Annotated in this window: 21 protein-coding genes; 16 read left to right on the top strand and 5 right to left on the bottom strand. The window is 36.2% G+C overall.

Annotated elements, in window-relative coordinates:
• The first annotated feature begins 22 nt into the window (after window positions 1-22).
• Window positions 23-1234, top strand: a complete 1212-nt coding sequence (locus AC4D4B_RS12210; protein WP_490995813.1) for a phospholipase D-like domain-containing protein — start codon at window positions 23-25, stop codon at window positions 1232-1234.
• A gap of 75 nt (window positions 1235-1309) precedes the next feature.
• Window positions 1310-2299 carry a Gfo/Idh/MocA family protein gene (locus AC4D4B_RS12205; protein ID WP_491000026.1) on the top strand — a complete coding sequence of 330 codons (990 nt, stop codon included), beginning with the start codon at window positions 1310-1312 and terminating at the stop codon, window positions 2297-2299.
• 169 nt (window positions 2300-2468) lie between these two features.
• Here AC4D4B_RS12205 and AC4D4B_RS12200 read toward each other — a convergent pair whose 3' ends face one another.
• Together AC4D4B_RS12200 and AC4D4B_RS12195 are read right to left on the bottom strand one after the other, a co-directional pair.
• Window positions 2469-3227, bottom strand: coding sequence for a TPM domain-containing protein (locus AC4D4B_RS12200; RefSeq protein ID WP_490995811.1), 759 nt, complete (start codon window positions 3225-3227; stop codon window positions 2469-2471).
• The gene (locus AC4D4B_RS12195) at window positions 3227-3802 is read right to left on the bottom strand and encodes a LemA family protein (protein WP_490995810.1); all 576 of its coding nucleotides are present in this window, start codon (window positions 3800-3802) and stop codon (window positions 3227-3229) included. The genes AC4D4B_RS12200 and AC4D4B_RS12195 overlap by 1 nt, the downstream gene beginning before the upstream one ends.
• A 413-nt stretch (window positions 3803-4215) precedes the next feature.
• Between AC4D4B_RS12195 and AC4D4B_RS12190 the strand changes: the two genes are divergently transcribed.
• The 5 genes from AC4D4B_RS12190 to AC4D4B_RS12170 all read left to right on the top strand — a co-directional run bounded on the left by AC4D4B_RS12190 (window position 4216) and on the right by AC4D4B_RS12170 (window position 9262).
• Window positions 4216-4968, top strand: coding sequence for a TspO/MBR family protein (locus AC4D4B_RS12190; RefSeq protein ID WP_490995809.1), 753 nt, complete (start codon window positions 4216-4218; stop codon window positions 4966-4968).
• A 105-nt stretch (window positions 4969-5073) separates the two neighbouring features.
• A complete protein-coding gene (locus AC4D4B_RS12185) occupies window positions 5074-5205 on the top strand; it encodes a hypothetical protein (protein ID WP_490995808.1) in 132 nt (43 codons plus the stop codon).
• A 376-nt stretch (window positions 5206-5581) separates the two neighbouring features.
• Window positions 5582-5887, top strand: a complete 306-nt coding sequence (locus AC4D4B_RS12180) for a hypothetical protein (RefSeq protein WP_490995807.1) — start codon at window positions 5582-5584, stop codon at window positions 5885-5887.
• Between the two features lie 238 nt (window positions 5888-6125).
• Complete coding sequence (locus AC4D4B_RS12175; RefSeq protein WP_491000025.1) at window positions 6126-6779, top strand: LuxR C-terminal-related transcriptional regulator; 654 nt, start codon at window positions 6126-6128, stop codon at window positions 6777-6779.
• A 293-nt stretch (window positions 6780-7072) separates the two neighbouring features.
• Window positions 7073-9262 (top strand): sensor domain-containing protein, encoded by a 2190-nt coding sequence (locus tag AC4D4B_RS12170; protein WP_491000024.1) that lies wholly within the window; start codon window positions 7073-7075, stop codon window positions 9260-9262.
• A 128-nt stretch (window positions 9263-9390) separates the two neighbouring features.
• Here AC4D4B_RS12170 and AC4D4B_RS12165 read toward each other — a convergent pair whose 3' ends face one another.
• Window positions 9391-10101: a DsbA family oxidoreductase gene (locus AC4D4B_RS12165; RefSeq protein ID WP_490995804.1), complete on the bottom strand. Its 711-nt coding sequence runs from the start codon at window positions 10099-10101 to the stop codon at window positions 9391-9393.
• Window positions 10102-10386: 285 nt separating this feature from the next.
• On the opposite strand from AC4D4B_RS12165, the gene ppc reads away from it, so the two are divergent.
• The 9 genes from ppc to AC4D4B_RS12120 all read left to right on the top strand — a co-directional run bounded on the left by ppc (window position 10387) and on the right by AC4D4B_RS12120 (window position 20956).
• Window positions 10387-13137, top strand: a complete 2751-nt coding sequence (gene ppc, locus AC4D4B_RS12160) for a phosphoenolpyruvate carboxylase (protein ID WP_490995803.1) — start codon at window positions 10387-10389, stop codon at window positions 13135-13137.
• A gap of 512 nt (window positions 13138-13649) precedes the next feature.
• Window positions 13650-14117: a competence protein ComK gene (locus tag AC4D4B_RS12155; protein ID WP_491000023.1), complete on the top strand. Its 468-nt coding sequence runs from the start codon at window positions 13650-13652 to the stop codon at window positions 14115-14117.
• A gap of 394 nt (window positions 14118-14511) precedes the next feature.
• Window positions 14512-14733 carry a DUF2187 family protein gene (locus AC4D4B_RS12150; protein WP_490996020.1) on the top strand — a complete coding sequence of 74 codons (222 nt, stop codon included), beginning with the start codon at window positions 14512-14514 and terminating at the stop codon, window positions 14731-14733.
• Window positions 14734-15475: 742 nt separating this feature from the next.
• Window positions 15476-17029 carry a class I adenylate-forming enzyme family protein gene (locus AC4D4B_RS12145; protein WP_491000022.1) on the top strand — a complete coding sequence of 518 codons (1554 nt, stop codon included), beginning with the start codon at window positions 15476-15478 and terminating at the stop codon, window positions 17027-17029.
• Window positions 17030-17051: 22 nt separating this feature from the next.
• Window positions 17052-17948 (top strand): R2-like ligand-binding oxidase, encoded by an 897-nt coding sequence (locus tag AC4D4B_RS12140; RefSeq protein WP_491000021.1) that lies wholly within the window; start codon window positions 17052-17054, stop codon window positions 17946-17948.
• A 111-nt stretch (window positions 17949-18059) separates the two neighbouring features.
• Window positions 18060-19238, top strand: coding sequence for an acyl-CoA dehydrogenase family protein (locus AC4D4B_RS12135; protein WP_490995799.1), 1179 nt, complete (start codon window positions 18060-18062; stop codon window positions 19236-19238).
• Between the two features lie 82 nt (window positions 19239-19320).
• Window positions 19321-20085: a beta-ketoacyl-ACP reductase gene (locus AC4D4B_RS12130; RefSeq protein WP_490995798.1), complete on the top strand. Its 765-nt coding sequence runs from the start codon at window positions 19321-19323 to the stop codon at window positions 20083-20085.
• Between the two features lie 14 nt (window positions 20086-20099).
• Complete coding sequence (locus tag AC4D4B_RS12125; protein ID WP_490995797.1) at window positions 20100-20549, top strand: MaoC family dehydratase N-terminal domain-containing protein; 450 nt, start codon at window positions 20100-20102, stop codon at window positions 20547-20549.
• Entirely contained in the window at window positions 20546-20956 is a 411-nt protein-coding gene (locus AC4D4B_RS12120; protein WP_490995796.1) for a MaoC/PaaZ C-terminal domain-containing protein, read from the top strand. Before AC4D4B_RS12125 ends, AC4D4B_RS12120 begins: the two co-directional genes overlap by 4 nt.
• A gap of 39 nt (window positions 20957-20995) precedes the next feature.
• Here the strand turns inward: AC4D4B_RS12120 and AC4D4B_RS12115 are convergent, their stop codons facing one another.
• Window positions 20996-21352 (bottom strand): helix-turn-helix domain-containing protein, encoded by a 357-nt coding sequence (locus AC4D4B_RS12115; protein WP_491000020.1) that lies wholly within the window; start codon window positions 21350-21352, stop codon window positions 20996-20998.
• Between the two features lie 225 nt (window positions 21353-21577).
• A complete protein-coding gene (locus tag AC4D4B_RS12110) occupies window positions 21578-22168 on the bottom strand; it encodes a hypothetical protein (RefSeq protein WP_490995794.1) in 591 nt (196 codons plus the stop codon).
• Window positions 22169-22380 lie beyond the last annotated feature (212 nt).

Below are 22380 nucleotides of genomic sequence, written 5' to 3'. Positions count from 1 at the left end.
TTCCAATCAAAGGACATTCAGGATGCTGAAAAAAATAATTATATATTTCATAAACGGTCTTTTACTGTTTAGTACCTTTATAGGTTTGTTATTAGTATGGGTTCATTATGATATTAAAGCTGGAAGAGAAGCGGCGGAAGCAAATAGCCAACCCCATACCTATCCAATTCGCAACAGTAATTTTGGATTATACACGGATTGGAAAACGTTTTATCCCCAGTTTTCAAAAGATATATTAGAGGCTAAGGAATATGTGTATATTCATTATTTTTCAATTGGCAGTGGTGAAGCAAGCAAGAAATTTTTTAATTTATTGAAGAAAAAGGCGGATGAAGGGGTAGATGTTTATTATTCGGTTGACCGAGCAGGATCTTTAAAGGGTAAGAATGATTGGTTTGATGAAATGAAAAAAGCAGGGGTTCATATAACCTATAGCAATGATCCCCATTTTCCTCATATTTGGTACACCATTCAGCATCGGAACCATCGCCGAATAGCTGTAATAGATGGAAAAATCGGCTACACAGGCGGACTGAATGTAGCACAAAAATATACCAAAGATACATGGCATGATTATCAGATCCGCATGACAGGTGAGGGAGTTCAGGATTTTGAACAGCAATTTTGCAAGGATTGGAAGGTAAATACAGGTGACTCACCACCCATACATAAGGTTGACTTGGAAAAAGGAGAAACCAATCATTATTTGAAGGTATATTCAAGTGGATTTGGATTGGTTGAGGATTTCGTTCAAGAATTCGATGCTGCCAAAAAACAAATTATCATTGCAACCCCATATTTTATTCCAGATAATCGTGATTTCATGGATGCTCTGACACGGGCAAGAAAACGGGATGTGGAGGTTATCATTATGTGGCCGAAACATTCAGATGGATTAATGTTAACCCAGGCTGCGTATCCTTTTGTCAGGGAAGCACTCGAAAATGGAATGAAGGTATACCAATATGATAAAGGAATCTTCCATGGGAAAGTTGTTCTGGTAGATTATCAAAGATTAATGATTGGGACAGTCAACATTGATTCACGTTCATTTAGGTTGAATGATGAAATGACTTTATTCATGAAATCATCGCCATTTAGTCAAACGGTTCAAAAACAATTAGATGTAGATCTCGGGGATTCAAAGGAAATTAAATTAGATTATTTTGACAACCTGAAAATGAAAGATAAAATATTGATGAAAATTGCCAAATATGTACATTATTATCTATAATAGAAGTAACTTCTAAGAAACGGATCATTCATTGTAATGATCCGTTTTTTTAGGACTTTGGAAAGGAGAATAAGAATGTCAAAAATAAAATGGGGTATTTTAAGTACAGCAGATATTGGGCAAACTCAAGTGATTCCTGCCATTAAACGTTCTGTCCATGGAGAGGCTACAGCCATTGCCAGCCAAAGTCAAAAGGCTAAGGATGTGGCTTCAAGCTTGGGGATTCCGAGGACATATGATTCATACGAAGAATTGTTAGCAGATTCTGAAATACAGGCAGTTTATATTCCATTACCAAACCATTTGCATGCAAAATGGACAATGGAAGCGGCAAAAGCCGGTAAACATGTGTTGGTTGAGAAGCCCGCATCTATATCAGAGGCAGAATCGATTGAAATGATGAATACGTGTGAGCGTTATGGTGTGAAAATGATGGAAGCGTTCATGTACCAATTTCATGCCCAGCATAAACGTGTAAAAGATATTATTAAAACGGGGGAAATTGGCGAAGTAAAGTATATGTATGCCAGTCATTCATTTTTATTGAGAGATGATGAGGATAATATCCGTTTATCTTCTGAAAAAGGGGGAGGGGCCCTATATGACGTTGGTTGTTATAATATTCATGCCATCAGGAATATTTTAGGATCTGAACCAATAGAAATAATGGGTTTTGCAGATCTGAATAATCCTTATGGTGTTGACTTAACCACTACAGCACATATGATGATGGATAATGGTGTGCAAGCGATGTTTGATTGTAGTTTTGAAATGAGCAATCGGAATGAATACCGTGTGGTTGGTACTGCAGGTGAGATAATATGCAGAAATGCTTATCGACCGGATCTTGTTGGGCATCAAGGGGAATTATTGGTTAAAAGCGGTGGAGAGACCCGAAAAGAAGTGATTATGTGTGATCAATATATGATGCAAGTGGATCATTTTGCAGAATGTATACTTAACGATCAAACACCAGCTTATACTCCAATGGATACCGTGCAAAATATGAAGGTTATTGAAGCTTGTTACCAATCGATCAAAACACAGAGTATAATAAAATTATAATTAAATATAAGGCTCGAACGTAACTGAATTTACTTTATTTAAAGCAAAATGACGTTTTGAATATCTAAATAGAAAAAGCCGAATTATTATACATGCTAACAATGCATGTAATAATAGTTCGGCTTGTTTAGTTGCTTTGAAACCTTTTGTCCCAGCCTTGTTTTTTGGATTACCAACCTCTCGATGCCCCGCCGCCGCCAGATGAACCGCCGCCGCCGCGATTTCCACCACCGCGTCCTCCACCGTTCCTTGAAAATGCAGATAGAATGTGAAGAAGCATATAAGTGAATGTACCACCAAAGAAAGTCATATCAATGATAATAAAAATAACAAGTGCAGCTCCTATTAATAGCTTTTTCCAGGTCGCCATGCCGCCTTCATTAGTTACTTCAGAGACATAAGCTTTTGAATCGGTTGATTCATTCAGTTGATATTCCTGTGAGATGACGTTAAATAATTCCTTATACGTATTGATGACCGCTTCATTAGGTTGGTTAGATTGCATATATGGAATGGTATATGTATCCAGTATTCTGCCAACCTTCCCATCAGGCAATGCCCCTTCAAGGCCGTATCCAACTTCTATACGAGCTTTTCTATCCTTAGTCGCTATTAGTAAAAGGACTCCATTATTAAGTTCTTTATCTCCAAGCTCATATGCGCGGAAGGCATCCAGGGCGAATTCTTCAGGTGTCTGGTCTTCTAAAGAATTCACGGTTAGCACAGCAATTTGAGCTTTTGTTTGAGCTTCCAATGTACGACCTAACTGAATCAATTCTTGTTTCTCACTGTCATTCAACAGATTGGCAAAATCCTGAACATAAATATCCCCTTGTGGTTTGGGAACGGCTGCCGATACTGGACTTCCAATCAGGCTGACCAATAAGAATAAGAGAATTGCCATTGAGTGGAGAATTCTTTTAAACATCATTCAGTTCCATTAAAATCTACTGTCGGTGCCTGCTCTGCACCATCAGCAGCTTTAAAATATTCCCTGCTGTCAAAATTAAATAATCCGGCAATCAAGGCACCGGGAAATTGCTTCACTTTTTTATTATAAGTGGATACCTCCGTATTATAATCCTGTCTTGCTACAGCAATCCGATTTTCAGTACCGGCCAGTTCATCCATTAATTGCTGGAAACTTTGATTGGCCTTCAAATCAGGATAGTTTTCAACAACAACTAATAGTCGATTTAATGCACCTGTAAGTTCATCATTGGCCGTTGCTTGTTCCTGTGGTGTATTGGCACCGGCAAGATTTGCGCGCGCAGTTGAGACATCATTTATAACGGTTTCTTCATGCTCGGCATACCCTTTAACGGTATTAACTAAATTAGGAATTAAGTCCATCCTTCTTTGTAATTGATTTTCGATTTGGGAATAAGCTTGATCGACATTCTCTTCTGCGTTCACAAAGCCATTATAGCTCGAAGCAAACATGGCGATGATAATGCCAATAACCACTACCCCAGCAAGTAATATGATTGATCCTCTTTTCAATATTATTGCACTCCTTTCTTACACTGTATAACGTTTGATGGGTGAAAAAAGCTTCATTAATCATCATACCCCTAAATATAAAAAAGCAATCTTAGTTAAAAGGCTGCATTTCCTAATTATAATGTAGGTTTACCTAGTCAAAAATGAATAGGTCATTGTCAGGTTAGTATAGTAAAGAAAATATGTTAAAGAGAAGGTCAGTATAAATCAGCCAATAAAATGGATGTCATGGTGAAGCAAATTAGACAATATGTGGCAGATTTCTTTCCGTTACTTATTGTTTAAACAGTATAGGATTGGGATTATTGAACCTTTCTCCATGTTCTGGTGAGAAGCTGACTATGGTTATAAATGGTTAAAGATCTGTAAATAGAGGAATATATTGACTATCCTATTCTTAGAAGGGGTTGTTTATGATTAGACGGCAATTAAATACACTTATCTTCATTTTAATTGTGGTTATTAATGCTTTGGCTAACATATTGCCAATCAACGGTCAGACCACAGGGGAAATATCAAATCGAATAGAGGTTTTAATCACCCCTGCAGGTTACTCATTTTCAATCTGGTCTTTAATTTATCTGTTAATAGGTATATGGATTATTCGACAGTATCCTAGAGAGCGTCGAGAATTGCCGGTTTATACTAATACAAGCACTATTTTTATGTTAAGCGGGCTATTAAATTGTACGTGGATCCTGACATGGCATTATGAATATTTCATAGCTAGTCTAGCTGTTATGTTTACTTATTTAATCAGTTTGATAATCTTGTATAGGCGAATGAAAAATAGTAATCCTGGCTTTTTTGACATTACACCATTTTCAATCAATCTTGGATGGATCAGTGTTGCTACAATCGTTAATGTAGCTTATGTGTTGAAGGAATATGGTTGGGACGGCTTTGGTTTATCGGATGAGATATGGACAGCTATTATGCTTGTGGTTGGTACAGGACTGGCGATTATCTTTAAATTGAAGGAATCGGATTATTTATATCCCGTTGTCTTTGTTTGGGCATACATTGCGATTGGAATACGTAATCAGGAAACTTCAGAGGGCGTTGCTTACATTGCATATGGGTTGGGTGTAATTATCTTTATTGCATCATGTATCCCGGCAAACAAACAGAAACAAAAACAAATATATAATCACAAGGTAAGATAGATAAATAGTAAATGTTAAAGAGGCTGTGACATAACTTATAAACAATCCTGGACACGAACGATATCTAAATTAATCTTACTAGACTTTGTTGCTTATTAAAGAGTTATGCTGGAAGAAAAAGTCCCTTCCAATGGGCTGCAGCCACTCGCTTTCCGCTCCATTCCACTAGCTATGAATAAAGATATGCAGCATGAACCTATCTATTTAAACCAAATAAAAAAAGAACCGACTGTATAGTAGAATAGTAAAAAGATTATAGTAAGCGCGATGAAGAATTAGATTAACTAAAAATCTAATTCTTTTCTTTGTTTTTAGGCTAGACAACAATCATACAGTTGCACACTGATTTTCTTATAGAACTATGAGAAATTTCATGATTTTTAGTCAGATAAATAAGCAAAAGTGCTTACTCTGTTTAAATATTAAAATGACTTTGGGCATCTTTTCATATCCATAGGTAACGACTTATACTGAAAATACAAATAAGTCGGGATATTTGGTATCATAAAGTTGGAAAAACTCTAAAGCAGAGAGGATGAAAGATTTGTTGATTCATTCACACGATAAGAGTTTACATAACAATAGAAGTAGAATAAGTACAAAGGTACCCTATATGGATAATCCAGATCAAAAACTTGATGTTTTATTAAATGTAGCCGGTAATGTACTTTTGGTTCAAGGTTATCTAATGGAATTTGAGAAGATGATTCAATTATCTAAAGATGCAAAAAGGATAAAGAGACAGTACATAAAAATTATGAATTATATTAATGCGGAATTGCATGAAGATTATCGGAAATATTATTCAGAACGTGCCCAAGTTTTATATGCTGAGTATATGAGATCATCAGAAAATAGACACTCTGGAGGAATCCATATTCTTCATAGATACATACCTCAACGTAAATCCATCCATTAATAACTAATCAACACTATTTTTTTCTGGTATTCATAAGAGCCTCATTTCCTTTATAGGGAAATGAGGTTTTTGTTTAATTTTATAATTCTAGGCATAACTAGGAAAAAAGTATATACTTCGACAAATCTTGTTATTATACTAGGTCTATAGACTTGTTTTGCCAAAAAATACAAATTGTTAAAATGTATAAAAGTTTTCAATAGTCCAGTAACGAAGGGTAAGAAGTGATGTGGAATGTGTGAGTAAAATAAATATTCTTATAGGAGAGAGTCAGTCTATTATTCGTGATGGATTATTTATGATACTGAAGAATGAACATGACTTTGAAATGACAGGTTGTGCTGCAGATACAGATAGCCTAATAAAAATGATGTCTGAGCAAAAACCGCATGTAATACTTCTTGATAGCAATCTTCCTCCAAATGGAGGCAATGAAGCCTTAGAAATCATTAAAAATGCATATCCATCCAGTCAAGTAATCATGCTTGCGGCGGACACTAATGAAGATAAAATCATCGATAGTATCAAGAAGGGAACAACCGGGTATATTTTAAAAAATGTAGAAACGAAGCATCTTCTTTATTCAATTAGGCAATGCGTGAATGGGCATATCGTACTACCTTCTATTATTCAAAAGAATTTAATTATGTATTTACAAAATGAACCATCCTCTCCAATACCAATTAAACTGGAGCAACAGGGAATTAACCTGAACGATCGGGAACACGACATTATTAAACTGTTATCAGAAGGGCAGACAAATGAACAAATAGCCCAATATTTATTTTTATCTAATGGTACAGTGAAGAATTATGTAAGTCAGCTATACAGAAAGTTTAAAGTAAATAACCGCTCAGAATTGATGGCATATTTATATTCGATAATGAATTAATTAGATAAAAATGAATTAGTCGATTGAACTTCACCCGAGAATGGTCGATAAATAGAGTGGGATTCTATTTAATATTCACTAAATTATTGATTAGGCTACTAGAAATGAAAAGAGGTGAGCTATCTTTGTTTAGTCATTATTATATTTTTAATTTTAGTGATATTTTGATAAGATTGCTAATCTGTATGGTGTGCTGCATACTGGTCTTCAAGTTTAGCAGTATATTAAAAAGAGATAGACAAAGATTATCGAATATATATAAATATGCAACTGTACTTGCAATCATGTTTACGATGTCATTAGTGTATTTGGAGAACTCCTTTCAACTTGAAGTATCTTTTGGTTCCGGATTGAAAAGTTTAGTGATTCATTTTTTATTTAGTTTTGGAGCATCCTGGTATGTTCTCTCCTTTTCTCAAACTCGGCAATATGATTCTAAACGATATTTACTAGCCAGTGTGGTATTGAGTGTAAGTGTTTTAGGAAGTAATTATATTGGTTTTTATACGGTTTTGAATGAATACGTTGCTGCTAAGCCCATTTTTATCTTAATGGCAGTTCCGTTAACTATTAGTACATCATTCTCTTTAACTCGTTTCCTCATTCAAATCGTGAATGAAGATTCAAATAAAATGACATATAGGTGGGCATTTTGGGGATCGATAATGGGGGGGATTTCCCTTGGCAGTATCCCTTTTATTGTATTGGCCTCCTTTATTGATTTTGAAAGAATGTATTTAAATCCGACTGAGCCTTATGCCATTTTGATACCCTTTGCATTTACGATCTTAGCTAATTTGGGATTGATGCTGTTTCCTGATTTTTTTGGAGAAAGATTAATGCGAAAGAACTCAGAATCATACAAATCACTTTTTAAATACAACCCGAACAGTGTGTTCTGGATTGATTTAAAAGGAAATATCAAAGAGGTAAATGATCAGGCCAGCATATTGACAGGCTACAGTAAAAAAGAATTAAAAACGACAACTTTTTGGGACCTTCTAGGTAAAATTAATGATAAAGCGAATATGCAATTTTACTATAACCAAATCAAGGAAGGAGTTACAAGTGAGATTGAAGCAAAAATGCTGACAAAGGATGGGGAAGAGCGAGATATCATTATTACGGCTATTCGGACGATTGTGAACGATAGAATAATAGGCATATATGGGATTATTAGAGATACTACAGATGAAAAATCAAATTCGAAAATGATTCATTTTTTGGCATATCATGATGAATTAACAAAACTACCTAACAGGCGTCTGCTAAAAAAAGAGGCTCTAAGGTTAATGAAAGAACAAATTAATTTTTCTTTCCTATACATCAACTTTGATCGATTTAGACGAATTAATGATACGTTTGGACATACCTATGGTGATGAAATCCTTAAGCAAATTGGAGAATTATTAGTAGATAACCTGCCAAAAGATTGCACCGTTTCAAGAATAAGTGGTGATGAATTTGGTGTTTTATCACCTGCCTGGTATGACACGGAAAAAATTGCGGGAAAAATAGTGAAAATATTCAAACATCCGCTGCTTGTAGATCATGCGGAATTCCATATGAGCCTGAATATTGGAATTGCAACCTATCCAACTAATACAGAAGAGTTTGAGGAACTTTTAAAATATGCTGATCTTGCTCTCAACGCTGTTAAACTGAAAAGCAATCAATATTATTCATTTTATAAGCAAGGAATGATAGAGGATACATTGACAAAAGTGGGATTAGAGAATGATTTGAGGAGAGCGATAGAAATAGGTCAAATAACCGTTTTTTATCAACCGAAGTATGATACATATAAAGGAGAGATTATTGGTTCAGAGGCTCTTGCAAGATGGGAGCATCCAACCTTTGGGTTCATATCGCCGGCTGTTTTCATAAAGATTGCTGAAGAAGCCAAATTGATTGTACCACTTGAAAGATTAATTATCCGCCAAGTATTCCAGCAAATCAAGGTATGGAAAAGGGAAGGAATATTTATTCAACCTATTTCGATTAATATATCTGTTATTCATTTTTCACAGGAGGATTTTGTTGAATTTTTTGTAGAAGCTTTAAAAGAATATGGACTAACCGGGAAAGAAATTGGTATTGAAGTGACAGAAACCATCATGATGCATGATAAAAAGGAGAATAATCATTTACTGCAACAGCTTCGCCAAATGGGGATACAAGTCAGCATTGATGATTTCGGTACCGGATATAGTTCGTTAAGTTATTTAAATCAATTGGCTGTTGATACTTTAAAGATTGATAAAAGCTTTATTGATGATTATGAAAGTAATAGTAAAATCATCGCTGCTATTATTTCGATGTCTCACTCTCTAAATCTGAAAGTAATTGCTGAAGGTGTGGAGACGGATAAACAGATGGCATTTCTTAAAAGTGTTCGATGTGACGAAGTTCAAGGTTATTTATATTCAGAGCCTGTGCCTGCGCATGAACTGAAAACAAAGCTTAGAAGAATCGCTAATTAACAAGTCAATCAGCCCCTTGTTCTTATGCATAGGACAAGGGGCTTTTTAGTTGAGGGAAAGTATCTGTTCAAAATTAAAAAACGCGAGGGGCTATTAGGATCTATTGCCTTCTCGCGTTTTATTCGATTTTAATCGAAGCATCCATCATCTGTACAAAATTCATTTGCGTGTTGTTTGTTTGAAGCAGTCATTAATGCCATATCATATTCATCTTCCCATACATCCTGAAGCACTTCTTTAAGTGTTTCAGTGCTTTGGGCCCCGGAGATGGCATATTTATTATTGAATACGAATAAAGGGACTCCCTCGATTCCTATTTGTACGCTTGTTTGTCTATCCTCATCTACTTGTTGCTTATATTTCCCCGTTTTAAGTACATCGAGTACCTCGTGTCCGGGAAGTCCTATTTCTTTAGCAAGCTTCAGGAGGGTTTCGTGGTCTCCGATATGCAGTGATTCAGAAAAATAAGCTTTAAGTATTCGTTCAGTCATCTCCTCGCTTTTCCCATAACTTTTAGCATAATGGGTAAGACGGTGAGCATCTGTCGTATTTGTAGGAATTACAGAATCAAAACGAATTATAATCCCTTCATCACGGGCCTGTTCAGATATATGTTCATTCATTTTTTTGGCATGGTCAACTGTAGTTCCATATTTAGCAGCGATTAGCTCGTGAATATTTGAATTTGAATTCTTTGGAGCATCAGGCTGCAGTTGATAGCTGTGAAAATGGACTTCTATCTGATCTTTGTATATGAATTCAGCTATGGCTGCTTCTAAACGCCGTTTTCCTATATAACAGAAAGGGCAAGCAAAATCGAACCATATATCAACTCTCATTTTTCAAGCCTCCCTGGTCTATCTGGTTGTATGTTCAAAGTATACATTTTCAAATAGGGCTTGACAATATACATGCTTACAGGTGTGTGTCTTCCCGGGTAACTTAAAACAATGGAATAATCCTTTTCAAAAAGCGAAAGAGATATGTCACTTCATACCTGGTTATCAATATTACAATAAAATTGAGTAAAATAATGTCATTTATTTAGATAGTTATATATAATTAATAGAAATACTCAAAATATTTGCAGTATTTATTGGGTAGAGAAGTGGGAGGGATTTTGAGTGGTCACAAAACAGGATACGAATCAGCCGTTGCGCAAGGAAGTAAAATTGCTAGGCAATATACTGGGCGAGGTTCTCATCTATCAGGGTGGACAAGAGCTTTTTAATACCGTTGAAAAAATCCGTACAATGTGTAAATCTCTTCGTTTACATGTGGAAGATGAGACGTACCATACATTAAAAAAGGAAATAGAAATGCTTAGCCCAGAGACGAGAATGCAAGTTATCAAGGCGTTTTCCGTTTATTTTCACTTAATAAATGCAGCAGAACAAAATCATCGAATTCGACGGAAACGCGAATATCAACTAAACAATTCTGATGAGCAGCCCGGTTCAATTGAAAAAGCCATCCAATCAATGAAGGATAAAAATATTAGCGGTGAAATTATACAGCACGTTCTTGAACGAATATCCCTTGAATTGATTATTACTGCTCATCCTACAGAGGCGGCTAAACGGTCTATTTTGGAAATTCAAAAGAGATTATTACTTCTCCTTAAAACGCTTAATAATCCTATGTTAACCGAGAATGAATATAAGGATATTAAAGAAGACCTCTATAATGAGATTACCACTTTATGGCATTCTGATGAATTAAGAGACAGGAAACCAACAGTCATTGATGAGGTTAGAAATGGTTTGTATTATTTTGACAAGATATTCTTTGATGTCATACCAGAAATACATCAGGAAGTTGAAGACAAATTGACTGTCCATTACAGCAGTGAAACCTGGAGTGTGCCAAACTTTCTGCATTTCGGTTCCTGGATTGGCGGGGATCGGGATGGCAATCCGTATGTAACCCCAGCTGTTACATGGGAAACTCTAAATAGACATAGAGCATTGGTTCTTAGAAAATATGAAAAGGCTTTGATTGAATTAATGAAGCGTTTATCTCATTCAACAGTCCAAATTAGAGTTGGCGATGAAATAATGAGATCGATAGAATTGGGAGAATCTGAATATATAAGCGATGATAAAAAATGGCCTGTCAAAAATGAAGCGTATCGTCGTAAATTAGCTATTATGGTTGAACGTGTCCGCATGGTGGCTAATGATGAACGGGGTTACCAATCATCAGAAGAATTGCTTGAGGATTTATTAATGATTAAGCAAAGTATAGATACACATCATCCAAAAGGGCAACAGTTGAAGCTTTTACATAAATTAATTAGACAGGTACAGCTGTTTGGCTTCCATCTTGGCACGTTAGACATTCGCAATCATAGTGATGAGCATGCAGGTGCCATCGATGAAATCCTGAGAAAAATTAAGATAACAGACTGTTATACGGATTTATCTGAGCCGGAAAAAGAAAAACTACTGGAAAAATTACTGATGGATCCAAGGCCGCTATTGCTAGACAATGAAGAATATACAAAGGAAACGCAGGAAATTATTAAGGTATTCAAATTAATCAAAAAGGCCCATAAAGAATTTGGAAAAGCATCTATTAGGGTCTATATCGTTAGTATGACACGTTCGGCAAGTGATTTGCTGGAGGTTTTATTATTGGCCAAAGAAGCGGGATTATATAAACTTCATGCAGATGGTACAGTTGAAAGTGATTTGAATGTAGCTCCATTACTAGAAACAATAGAAGATTTGTCAAATGGACCTGCTATATTAGAAACATTGTTTGACCTGCCAGTTTATCGAGAGCATCTCAGAAAGCTGAGAAACCAGCAAGAAATTATGCTGGGGTATTCGGATGGCAGTAAGGATGGCGGGACTCTGACCGCCAATTGGAAGCTTTATAAAGCACAAATAGAACTGCATGAGCTGGCAAAGGAATATGATATTTCAACGAAATTCTTTCACGGACGTGGTGGTTCTCTTGGCCGTGGTGGCGGGCCTTTGAGCAGAAGCCTTCTTTCTCAGCCGCTCGAAACACTGGGAGACGGGGTGAAAATAACAGAGCAAGGAGAAGTATTATCTTCTCGTTATTTAATAGAAGACATCGCATATCGTTCATTAGAGCAAGCAACGTCAACGCTGCTGGAAACAGCCGCTAATGTTTCGAAATCTTCAGAACAGGGCCATCTAAGAGATGATAGCTGGGTTCGCGCCATGGAAAGTATTTCTGATGTCTCTTATGAAAAATATCAGTCACTTGTATTTAAGGATGAAGGTTTTTTAACTTACTTTAATCAAGCCACACCTCTAAAAGAAATTGGTGAACTGAATATTGGTTCCAGACCAATGGCGCGTAAAAACAGTGATAAATTTGAAAATTTACGAGCTATTCCCTGGGTATTTGCCTGGACACAAAGCAGACAGTTATTTCCTGCTTGGTATGCTTCCGGCACTGGCCTTGCAACATACGCATATAAAGAAAAAGGCAATATAGAGACATTGAAGGAAATGTATCAGGATTGGCCATTCTTTCGATCTACAATTGATAATTTGCAAATGGCATTAATGAAAGCAGATCTTAAAACAGCGAAAGAATATGCTGATCTGGTTGAAGATCCTTTAATTGGAGATCGGATATTTGAGGATATAGTTGAAGAGTACAACAAAACTAAAGCGGTTTTACTTGAGATAACTGGAGATGAAGAGTTACTGGATCAAACTCCGAATATTAAAGATTCAGTTCGTCTTAGAAATCCTTATGTAGACCCATTGAATTTCATTCAAGTTCATTTAATTAAAGAACTAAGAAGTTTAAAGGAAGTGGATACCCAATTAGTTGTTCAGGTATTACATACGATTAATGGTATAGCAGCAGGTCTTCGTAATACAGGATGATAGATTAAGGGGGGAGGATGACAGTAGTAGAGTCATCCTTTTTTTTATTTTCATGATAGGTGTAAAAGCATTTATTTGAATTTATTGTGAAAAATTCAAAATTAAATTTTAAAGGCAAATTTGCTCTGAATTTAGAGGTTTTCCTCAGAGAAACATAAAAATTATACAGTAAAAACTGTGTATTTTTTATAATTTTGCTATAATACAAGATTCAAAATATATTATTGTAATATAAAATTTTGCGGATGTAAATAAACGATAGATTTTGAGGGAAAGAAGCTTACGAAAATTGGTGCAGGAAAGATTTGGAGAAGAATGTCGGTTGACATATAATTATTTAAGGATAGGATAAAAATCCTATCAATTTCCAGGAAAGGAGATTATGAGGATATCAGAAATTGGGCCTGCAGTCTGGGGGACCGGGCCCAATAATCTGTTGCTGGGTATACCAACATATTAGTAGTATACCCATTATTGAATAGAAAGCAAATATATTCGAAAAGGGTGGCTATATGAAAGTAGAAAATAGACCGTATATTGGGATAGATACAAAAATTTTATTACCCGTTTTTGTGGAAGGTTATTTGTATACTCAGCTATACTTTCAGGATACTTTTTATATGGTGGAAAAATCTCCGCTTACTATTTTAAAAGAAAGTATCATTGGATACGGAGCTGATTATCAGGGTGCAAAAAACAGTTCAAAATCATATCTGGGAGGAAGGTATATTTTGCCTCTGCAGATTAGCGGCCAGCACAGTATTTATATGTTTCCCACTCATTCCTGTCGTGATGAAAAATGTGCCTGGATAGCACTAGATCACTATAGAGGATGCGACCCGATTGATAGTAGAGAGTGTGACGTACATCTTTCCAATCAAACAACTATAAACATTAATTGTAAAGCTTCCATACTAATGAAACGCTATAATAACGCATTAAAGCTAAAAGATAGAATAGAAAAATTCAGTCTCACTTAATGATTCTTTTTTGAAATCATGAAGGCTGTTTAATAGAAGATATCGTAATTTTCGAAAAAGGTTTCTTATAAGATGGATTAAAAAGAATTCAGCATTAGACTGGATTCTTTTTTGTTAGGTTACCGAGTGAAATAGAGAGGCGGACTACATGCTTCTACAATTTAGGAATACACCGTAAATAATCATAATAGGTAAAAAATAAGAATAGTATTTATTTTGGTGAGTAAAATGATAAAATAGACTCTTTTTTTTGAAAACTCAATTGATTCTTAATACTTTTTGTGTTAAATTCTATGTAAATGGTCACAAATTACACTGATTTATCGAATTAATTACTAAATTATGCATAAAACATCATATATTAGTCTGATTAGGAGGAAAAGAAGTGGATAATATGCTACTAAACGAGGTTTCTATAGAAGATAAAGGTAAAGTAGGAGATATAGTTGAATTTGAGCGACGTGGTCTTTCTATTTTAGGAAAAGTATCAATTGTGCGTGAGCTATCATGTATTGTTGAAATAGATGAAGAAGTAGCAGAGCATTTTTGTTATGAAACACCGAGGACTGTCGTTCGCCATAATAATTATAAAGTAGTTAGATCGTCGTCCATATAACCTGTATCAGTCTATAAAACTAGTACTTAAACTAAACAAAATAGATTTAATAATTTGAAACATATATATAGATAAAAGCACTCGGTTTATGAACTGCACCTAAAAGTTAGCTGCTAATCTAGCTTTCTTTGTTTAGATCATTTATGCTGAGTGCCTTTATCTGTTCATTCTACTTTCAACCATGCACTTGGTTCATCAATCTTTATAAGAAGCTGGCTATTTCCCCAACAAAAACATAATTTTTTTCCCAAATAAATTGATATAATAATTTTTCTGAATATTTTAAAATATTAGGTAGGAATTTTAGCGTCATGTAAAGAACATATTTAAGAAGCATAATCTGAAAGTTATCCAATCTCAATGAATGGAGAAGATAGCTTTGCACAGAATGAACGAATTTATAAAGCTTTATTTGAAAACGCTTACAATAAAGGAGGTGGTTAATAGACTTTGTTTAATCATTTGTATTTAATCTGGAAGCTTAAATGAGGAATAAAATAGACCGGATAAGCTTACTTTTATCTAATATGCATGAGTAGGGTTATCTGGTACGTCCAAATTTCCATTGTTAAATTTATAAATATCTGAGAGAGTCGTAACGTTTTAAATCAACATAAGGAATAACACTGCATGCTTTAGCAATGTTTAGTTTGATAAACCCGTTAGCGGTATATGCTAGGTTCTTTTAGGAAGCTTCAAACCTGGAGAAGGGGAATTTATTTTTTGTGAAAAATTCCGCGAATTGGAGGAGAAAAAAGTGAAGCTATCACAATTGCTTGATTCGAATATCGAAACATTTGATGAGTACTCTTTTTTATTCTACGGAAACAAGCAATTTACAAATGTGGAGACAAGGAGATATGCCAACCGATTGGCCAATGGATTTAGAAATAGAGGAATTCAGCCAGGAGACAGAATACTTGTCATAATGCCAAATATGCCCGAAGTATTAATTGCGTATCAAGGGATAACAAGAGCCGGTGCTATCATTGTGCCTGTTATGTTTTCACTCCATCCGAAGGAAATTGCCTATATTGCCGCAAATTGCGGAGCCAAACTGATTATCACCTCTAACATCATACTCGACTCTATCCAACAAGCAATTGATTTATTAAACATAAAACCCACCATAATAATTACAGATGAAAATAATGTCAGTAATGCGATTAATATATATGAATTTATGGATTCCAATGAGGATTTGGATGAGCGATTCTATGAAGATATCGATTCAAAAGATACTGCTGTTATTCTCTATACCTCAGGTACTACAGGTAACCCAAAGGGAGTTATGCTGACACATTTAAACCTCTATTCAAATGCTGTTAACTCTGCTAAACATGCTAATACAGAGAGAGGTACAACGCTCGGAATTCTTCCGCTTGCTCACGTTTATGGGTTAACCATATCCAATACATGTTACATAGTGGGAAGTTCAATCGTTATCTTCTCCAGGTTTGACCCTGCAGAAACATTAGCAGCAATAGAAAAGCACAGAATTAAATCGTTTGCGAGTGTCCCTGCCATGATTCATGCCTTGGTCTCATACCCCGATTACAATCAATACGATCTTCGAAGCTTGGAATCTATAAGTTCAGGTTCTGCCCCATTACCCACTGCATTGCTGAGAGCATTTGAACAGAAGTTTGGGGCGAAGGTTTATGAAGGTTATGGATTATCTGAGGCAGCACCTATTGTCACGGCTCATAAAAAGGATCAGCCGGTTAAACCCGGATCTGTTGGACCTCCTATACCGGGGGTACAAATTAAAATTGTGGATAGATCTGCTCTAGAGCTTCCGATCGGAGAGATTGGAGAAGTGGTAGTGAGGGGTGATAATGTAACACCTGGTTATTTTCAAAATGAAAGTGAAACAAACAACGTATTAATAGACGGTTGGTTGCATACAGGGGATTTAGGACGTATCGACGAAGATGGCTATTTATATATTATCGACCGAAAAAAAGATTTAGTTATCCGTGGAGGGTTCAATATTTATCCACGTGATGTAGAGGAGATATTAAGTCAGCATTATGCGGTATCTGAAGTGGCTGTCATAGGAATACCAGATGCCAGTATGGGTGAAGAATTGGTGGCATGCATTGTTAGGGAATCAAAAACAGATGTTCAGGAAGAGGAATTGATTGCATATTGCCAGGAACATCTTGCAAAAAATAAAACGCCAAGAAAAATATTATTCTTTGAGTCATTGCCGCGGAATGGTGTTGGGAAAATTTTAAAGACTCATCTCCGAACTGCCGCATCCGAGAGAATAGTAGAACGAGACTATAAATAATTTTTAAAATGAAGGGAGTTTTATGAATATGAGAGAAACCATTACGGCAACTTCAAGAGGCCTCTTGGTAGATTCTTTTCCTTATCGTTTGTATCAAAAAGCAAAAAGGGTGGGAACATGGAATCCAGCAGATATTGATTTTACAAAGGATGCTGTTGATTGGAAGCAGGCTACACCGGGACAAAGGCACAGCATTCTTCGTCTTCTTTCACAATTTCAGGCAGGAGAAGAAGCTGTCACACTCGATTTATTACCGCTCATGATGGCGATTGCGAAGGATGGACGGATTGAAGAGGAAATGTTCCTGACTACCTTCCTGTTTGAAGAAGCAAAGCATACTGAATTCTTTAGAGCCGTCCTGGACGCAATTGGAGAAAAGGGGGAGTTAAATCCCTTATTAACAGATACGTATAAGCAAGTTTTCCATGTAATATTACCAAATACAATGGATCGCCTGCTTACAGATCAATCACCTGAGGCGATAGCAGACGCCTCAACGGTATATAACATGTTTGTGGAAGGGGTACTTGCTGAAACGGGGTATTTTTCGTTTTATCAATCACTGGAGAAATCAAATTTAATGCCAGGATTACTTGAGGGAATTGGCAATTTGAAGAGGGATGAATCTCGCCATATCGGTTATGGTACGTACTTGCTTCAGCGTTTGATTTGTGAACATCCTCATATATATGAGGATGTTGTCATGAAACGGATGGCGGAGTTAACCCCGCTGGCTCTAACAATTGTAGAAGAGGGGTTAACAGATGCGGATTTAGATGCATTTGGAACAAGCCCTGAAGAGGTTGTTAACTTTGCCATGAAGCAGCTTCAAATAAGGATGGATATTCTATCACGGGCGAGAGGGAAGAAAATTGAAGAGATCTATAGAACGTCTGAAAGTGAAGTTGGCATGATTTAAGAAAGGACACTCGACTCTATAAATCCAGTGAATATAATCAGGTGCTTCTATGGAGCATCTGCAAATAAAACATACCGACTGGTTAGTATTTAAGTGAAAAGGAGGATTAGTATGTATTTACGTTTGACTGATGAGCAAAAAATGGTTCAAAAAACAATTCGTAGATTTGTAGAAAAGGAATTAATGCCATTAGAAAATGAAGTGTTGCGAAATGAACGAGAAGGGAAACCAAGCCTCCCTCCCGGTAAGCTTAAGGAATTACAATTAAAAGCAAAGGAAGCTGGATTTTGGGGCATTAACACACCTACAGAATATGGGGGCGCTGACTTAGGTCAAATGATGATGGCTATTGTAGCTATTGAGGTAGCCAAAACATTTGTCCCCTTCACCTTTGGCGGTTCAGCAGATAATATTCTGTACTATGCAAATGAAGAACAAAAGAAAAAATACTTGATCCCTACAATAAACGGTGACAAGAAGTCCTGTTTTGCTATGACAGAACCAGGTGCAGGATCAGATACGCAAAATATAAAAATGACAGCTGTTAAGGATGGATCAGAATGGGTTCTTAATGGAGAGAAAACCTTTATTACGGGAGGAAATGATGCTGATTTTGTTATGGCTATGGCAATTACAGATAAACAGCGGCATATCGAATCAAGAGGTCGCGAAGGAGTAACTTGTTTTATTGTAGATCGTGATATGGGATGGCGTTCTGAGTTTATCCAAACGATGGGGGAAGGAGGTCCAGCCGGATTAGTATTTGATAATGTTCGAGTTCCTGAGGAAAATATTTTAGGTGAATTGCATAAAGGATATAATTTGGGACTTGAGTGGATCGGCTTTGCAAGGTGGATTGTTGGAGCACGTGCTGTTGGTGCAGCTGAGCGGTTATTGCAGATGGCAATTGATTATGCAAAGGAACGTATCACATTCGGTAAACCAATCGTCGAGCGACAAGCCATTCAATGGCAGATAGCTGATTCTGCGGTTGAGATTGAAGCAGCAAGGTGGCTTACATTAAATGCTGCATTTACTCTTGATCATGGAGAAGATAACCGGCATGTAGCGTCGATTGCAAAATTGTATGGAGCCAATATGGGAAATAGGGTGGTCGATCGCGTTTTACAAATTCATGGTGGTATGGGTTATACGAGAGAATTACCGATTGAGCGATGGTACCGTGAAGCAAGACTTTGGAGAATTTATGACGGAACTGATGAAATCCAGCGAATGATCATCGCCCGTAATCTTATAAAAGGTCATGTGAAAATTGGAGAATTTAGTTGAATTCACTTCCAATAAAAGGAATTTTAAGATTTTTGTAGAATTAGTTAACGTTTATCTTATTTGAAAGGGATGTGGACGTAGAATGACTGGGAGATTTGAAAATAGAGTGGCCATTATTACCGGGGGAAGCAGAGGGATAGGGAAAGGAATCGCAGAAAATTTAGCGGTACAAGGAGCTAAGGTTGCCCTTTTTGATGTAAATCAAGAAGCTCTGCAAGCAACTGCGGAACACTTTAAACAGAAAGAATTAGATTGTTTGACTCTTGTAGCAGATGTTACTTCATCAGAGGAAGTGGAACAAGCTGTAAAGGAAGTATATGAACACTATGGTGCTATTGATATTCTGGTTAATAATGCAGGAGTTATCCGGGATAACCTTATTTTTAAAATGACAGATTCAGATTGGCAATTGGTAATGGATGTTCACTTGAAGGGCTCCTTTAATATGACTAGAGCCGTGCAAAAATATATGGTTAAGCAAAAGTATGGGCGCATTATTAATATCTCTTCTACCTCGGCGCTTGGGAACAGAGGGCAAGTGAATTATTCTGCAGCAAAAGCCGGTTTACAGGGGTTTACTAAAACATTGGCTGTTGAACTGGGTGGGTTTGGTATTACGGCCAACTCAGTGGCTCCTGGATTCATCGAAACGGATATGACAAAGGAGACAGCAGCTCGAATCGGGATATCATTTGAACAGTTAATTGAAGCAAGCGTTTCAATCATTCCTGTTGGACGCAGTGGTAAACCCGAAGATATTGCGAACGCTGTTTCATTTTTTGCAGATGAAAAGTCATCGTTTGTAAATGGCCAGGTTTTATATGTGGCAGGGGGACCTAAAAATTAAGTGAGGTGAGATGAATGTTTGCTCAAGCGGTAGGCAAGAGCTCCAATCGAGTTTTAAATAGAGTGGATAGAGAACGTGTTATACAATTTGCCAAAGCAATTGGAGATGAGCATCCTATATTTGTTGATCAGGAATATGGCAAGAAATCCAGATACGGGGATAATATCGCTCCACCAACATACCCAAGAGTATTCAATTATGGAGAGTTAGAAGGTCTGGATTTGCCATCTAAAGGATTAATCCATGGAGAGCAAATCTATCATTATGAGAGACCTTTATTAGTAGATGAAGAAGTCTATTGTTTTGCAAAAGTTAAAGATTATAAAGAGAGAATCGGAAGTAACGGAAAGATGGGTATTCTTCGGATTGAAAACAATGGTGAGGATAAAGAAGGAAACGCGATATTTACTTCTACCATTGTAATTATTATAAATGAAGTTGTGCAAAAGGAGTTGAAAGCATGACATGTTTGCTTGATATGCAGGTTGGTGATGAATTGGAAGAAATTAGATTGGAACCTGTTTCTAGAGAAGTACTGGTTGCGTATGCTAATGCTTCAGGGGATCATAATCCTATCCATAAGGATGAGGAGCAAGCGAAAAGATTAGGGCTTCCGGGTATTATAGCACATGGAATGTGGACAATGGGAAATCTGTCAAAACTGTTTACCCCTTATTATGAGGAGGGATTTATAAAAGATTATACAATTCGTTTTCGCGACATGGTCTTTTTGAACGATTCAATAAGATTAAAGGCAAAGCTTGAAACAAAATTGGAAAATGAGTTACATTTTATCGTGTCTGCTATTAATCAAAAAGAAATTGAGGTACTGAAAGGTACAGTAGTGTACTATTTATACGAAACTAGTTAAATACAGGCAGCTTTCAAGCTGCCTGTATCCAGTAAATGATTAACGATAGAAGAGGCCTAATGAGATATCTAACAGACGCTGTTTTTCATCCTCTGTTAAGGTTCTGCCATATAGCACAATCTCATTTTCATGCATGAATTTATGCAAGTCATAGAATCCTTGTAAATGTGTTAATTCAGGTATTTTTCGTTCATTAGAATTACCCAATAAATAATCGACAGATACATCAAAATAATGGGCAAGTTCCAATATTCCGTCAATACTTGGTTCGCGTGTTTCCCGTTCGTAAGATCCCATGGTTGATTGTGCGACCCCTATAATAGCTCCTAGTTCTTCTTGTGACAAACGCTTCTCTTTACGCAACTCTTTTAACCTGCTTCCAAAAGAGGATTTCATGGTTGCTCCCACCTTTTACGAAACGTATTGTATATATATATTATAGGACAAAAGTTACAAATGAGCGAGTGAAAAGGTGTAAAATGTCTCTTTATAGCACATTTTATATAACTATTTATCGTGCTAAATTAGAATTCATCCAAAATGTGTCAATAATCTCTTATATACTTCTTGCTGTATAAGCAAGAACGTTATCCATAGTGGAGAGTTGCTTATCGCTGTGGCTTAACCATTTATTTCGTAAACTTTACCTGCTGTAACGTTTACTCCATACCATCCCCAGGTTGCGGTATGCTGGCTTTCTCCCTCATCAACTACTACTTCATAAACATGTATAGATAAGTCCTCAGTGCCTGATATCTTCCCTTGCACTTCAAAATGAACATTTGATTCATTGGTATAACCAATATGACCCTTTACGAGATTGATTGCCTGATCATGAGCGGTTTGGAGATCAGAAGTGCCCTGTTGTTCTTCATTTTCTTCATCGGACGCAATCTTAGTTGCATCATCCTCAACCGCGTTCGTTGTTTCAGCTGTGTTTGTTTTATCATCTGTGGAGATTGTATTTGAATCAACACTATCGGTACTGGATGATTCCTCTTCGGCATATTTTTCGATTTCTTTGTGTAAATTTACAATTTCCATTTCCAATTGTTTATTGTTTTCTTTGGCAAGATTAATCTCTTTATTTAATTGTTCCAGCTCTGCGGAAGCTTTAGAATGCTGAAAGTAATATTGAGTAATTAATCCTAGACTAAACATACCTGCCAAAACAAATAAAAGGACTATTTTTCTTGTGTTTAACTTTCTCATATGAATCCCCCTTTTGTTATTTTAATATAATTTTATAAATAAACAGGCTGTCTGTGTAGTCTAAAATATGAATATTCCGTTTTATTTTGAAACGCTAAGCAGTGGATTGATACAAAAGATTTAGTAAAAACATAAATGATTGATATTCTTTTGAAGAATAGTTTTATAAGAATAGGGAATATGTACATAAGAAATGATAGATAGGGAGTGAC

This window comes from Pradoshia sp. Z6_59, assembly GCF_058267515.1.
Note: the sequence above shows the minus strand (reverse complement) of the source record. Positions and strands in the feature narration are given on the sequence as shown.

Excerpts from the sequence above, each read along its gene's own strand:
- AC4D4B_RS12210 (WP_490995813.1), top strand. The coding sequence starts at position 23 with ATGCTGAAAAAAATAATTATATATTTCATAAACGGTCTTTTACTGTTT.
- AC4D4B_RS12205 (WP_491000026.1), top strand. The coding sequence starts at position 1,310 with ATGTCAAAAATAAAATGGGGTATTTTAAGTACAGCAGATATTGGGCAA.
- AC4D4B_RS12200 (WP_490995811.1), bottom strand. The coding sequence starts at position 3,227 with ATGTTTAAAAGAATTCTCCACTCAATGGCAATTCTCTTATTCTTATTG.
- AC4D4B_RS12190 (WP_490995809.1), top strand. The coding sequence starts at position 4,216 with ATGATTAGACGGCAATTAAATACACTTATCTTCATTTTAATTGTGGTT.
- AC4D4B_RS12185 (WP_490995808.1), top strand. The coding sequence starts at position 5,074 with ATGCTGGAAGAAAAAGTCCCTTCCAATGGGCTGCAGCCACTCGCTTTC.
- AC4D4B_RS12180 (WP_490995807.1), top strand. The coding sequence starts at position 5,582 with ATGGATAATCCAGATCAAAAACTTGATGTTTTATTAAATGTAGCCGGT.
- AC4D4B_RS12170 (WP_491000024.1), top strand. The coding sequence starts at position 7,073 with ATGTCATTAGTGTATTTGGAGAACTCCTTTCAACTTGAAGTATCTTTT.
- AC4D4B_RS12165 (WP_490995804.1), bottom strand. The coding sequence starts at position 10,101 with ATGAGAGTTGATATATGGTTCGATTTTGCTTGCCCTTTCTGTTATATA.
- AC4D4B_RS12155 (WP_491000023.1), top strand. The coding sequence starts at position 13,650 with ATGAAAGTAGAAAATAGACCGTATATTGGGATAGATACAAAAATTTTA.
- AC4D4B_RS12150 (WP_490996020.1), top strand. The coding sequence starts at position 14,512 with ATGCTACTAAACGAGGTTTCTATAGAAGATAAAGGTAAAGTAGGAGAT.
- AC4D4B_RS12140 (WP_491000021.1), top strand. The coding sequence starts at position 17,052 with ATGAATATGAGAGAAACCATTACGGCAACTTCAAGAGGCCTCTTGGTA.
- AC4D4B_RS12135 (WP_490995799.1), top strand. The coding sequence starts at position 18,060 with ATGTATTTACGTTTGACTGATGAGCAAAAAATGGTTCAAAAAACAATT.
- AC4D4B_RS12130 (WP_490995798.1), top strand. The coding sequence starts at position 19,321 with ATGACTGGGAGATTTGAAAATAGAGTGGCCATTATTACCGGGGGAAGC.
- AC4D4B_RS12125 (WP_490995797.1), top strand. The coding sequence starts at position 20,100 with ATGTTTGCTCAAGCGGTAGGCAAGAGCTCCAATCGAGTTTTAAATAGA.
- AC4D4B_RS12120 (WP_490995796.1), top strand. The coding sequence starts at position 20,546 with ATGACATGTTTGCTTGATATGCAGGTTGGTGATGAATTGGAAGAAATT.
- AC4D4B_RS12115 (WP_491000020.1), bottom strand. The coding sequence starts at position 21,352 with ATGAAATCCTCTTTTGGAAGCAGGTTAAAAGAGTTGCGTAAAGAGAAG.
- AC4D4B_RS12110 (WP_490995794.1), bottom strand. The coding sequence starts at position 22,168 with ATGAGAAAGTTAAACACAAGAAAAATAGTCCTTTTATTTGTTTTGGCA.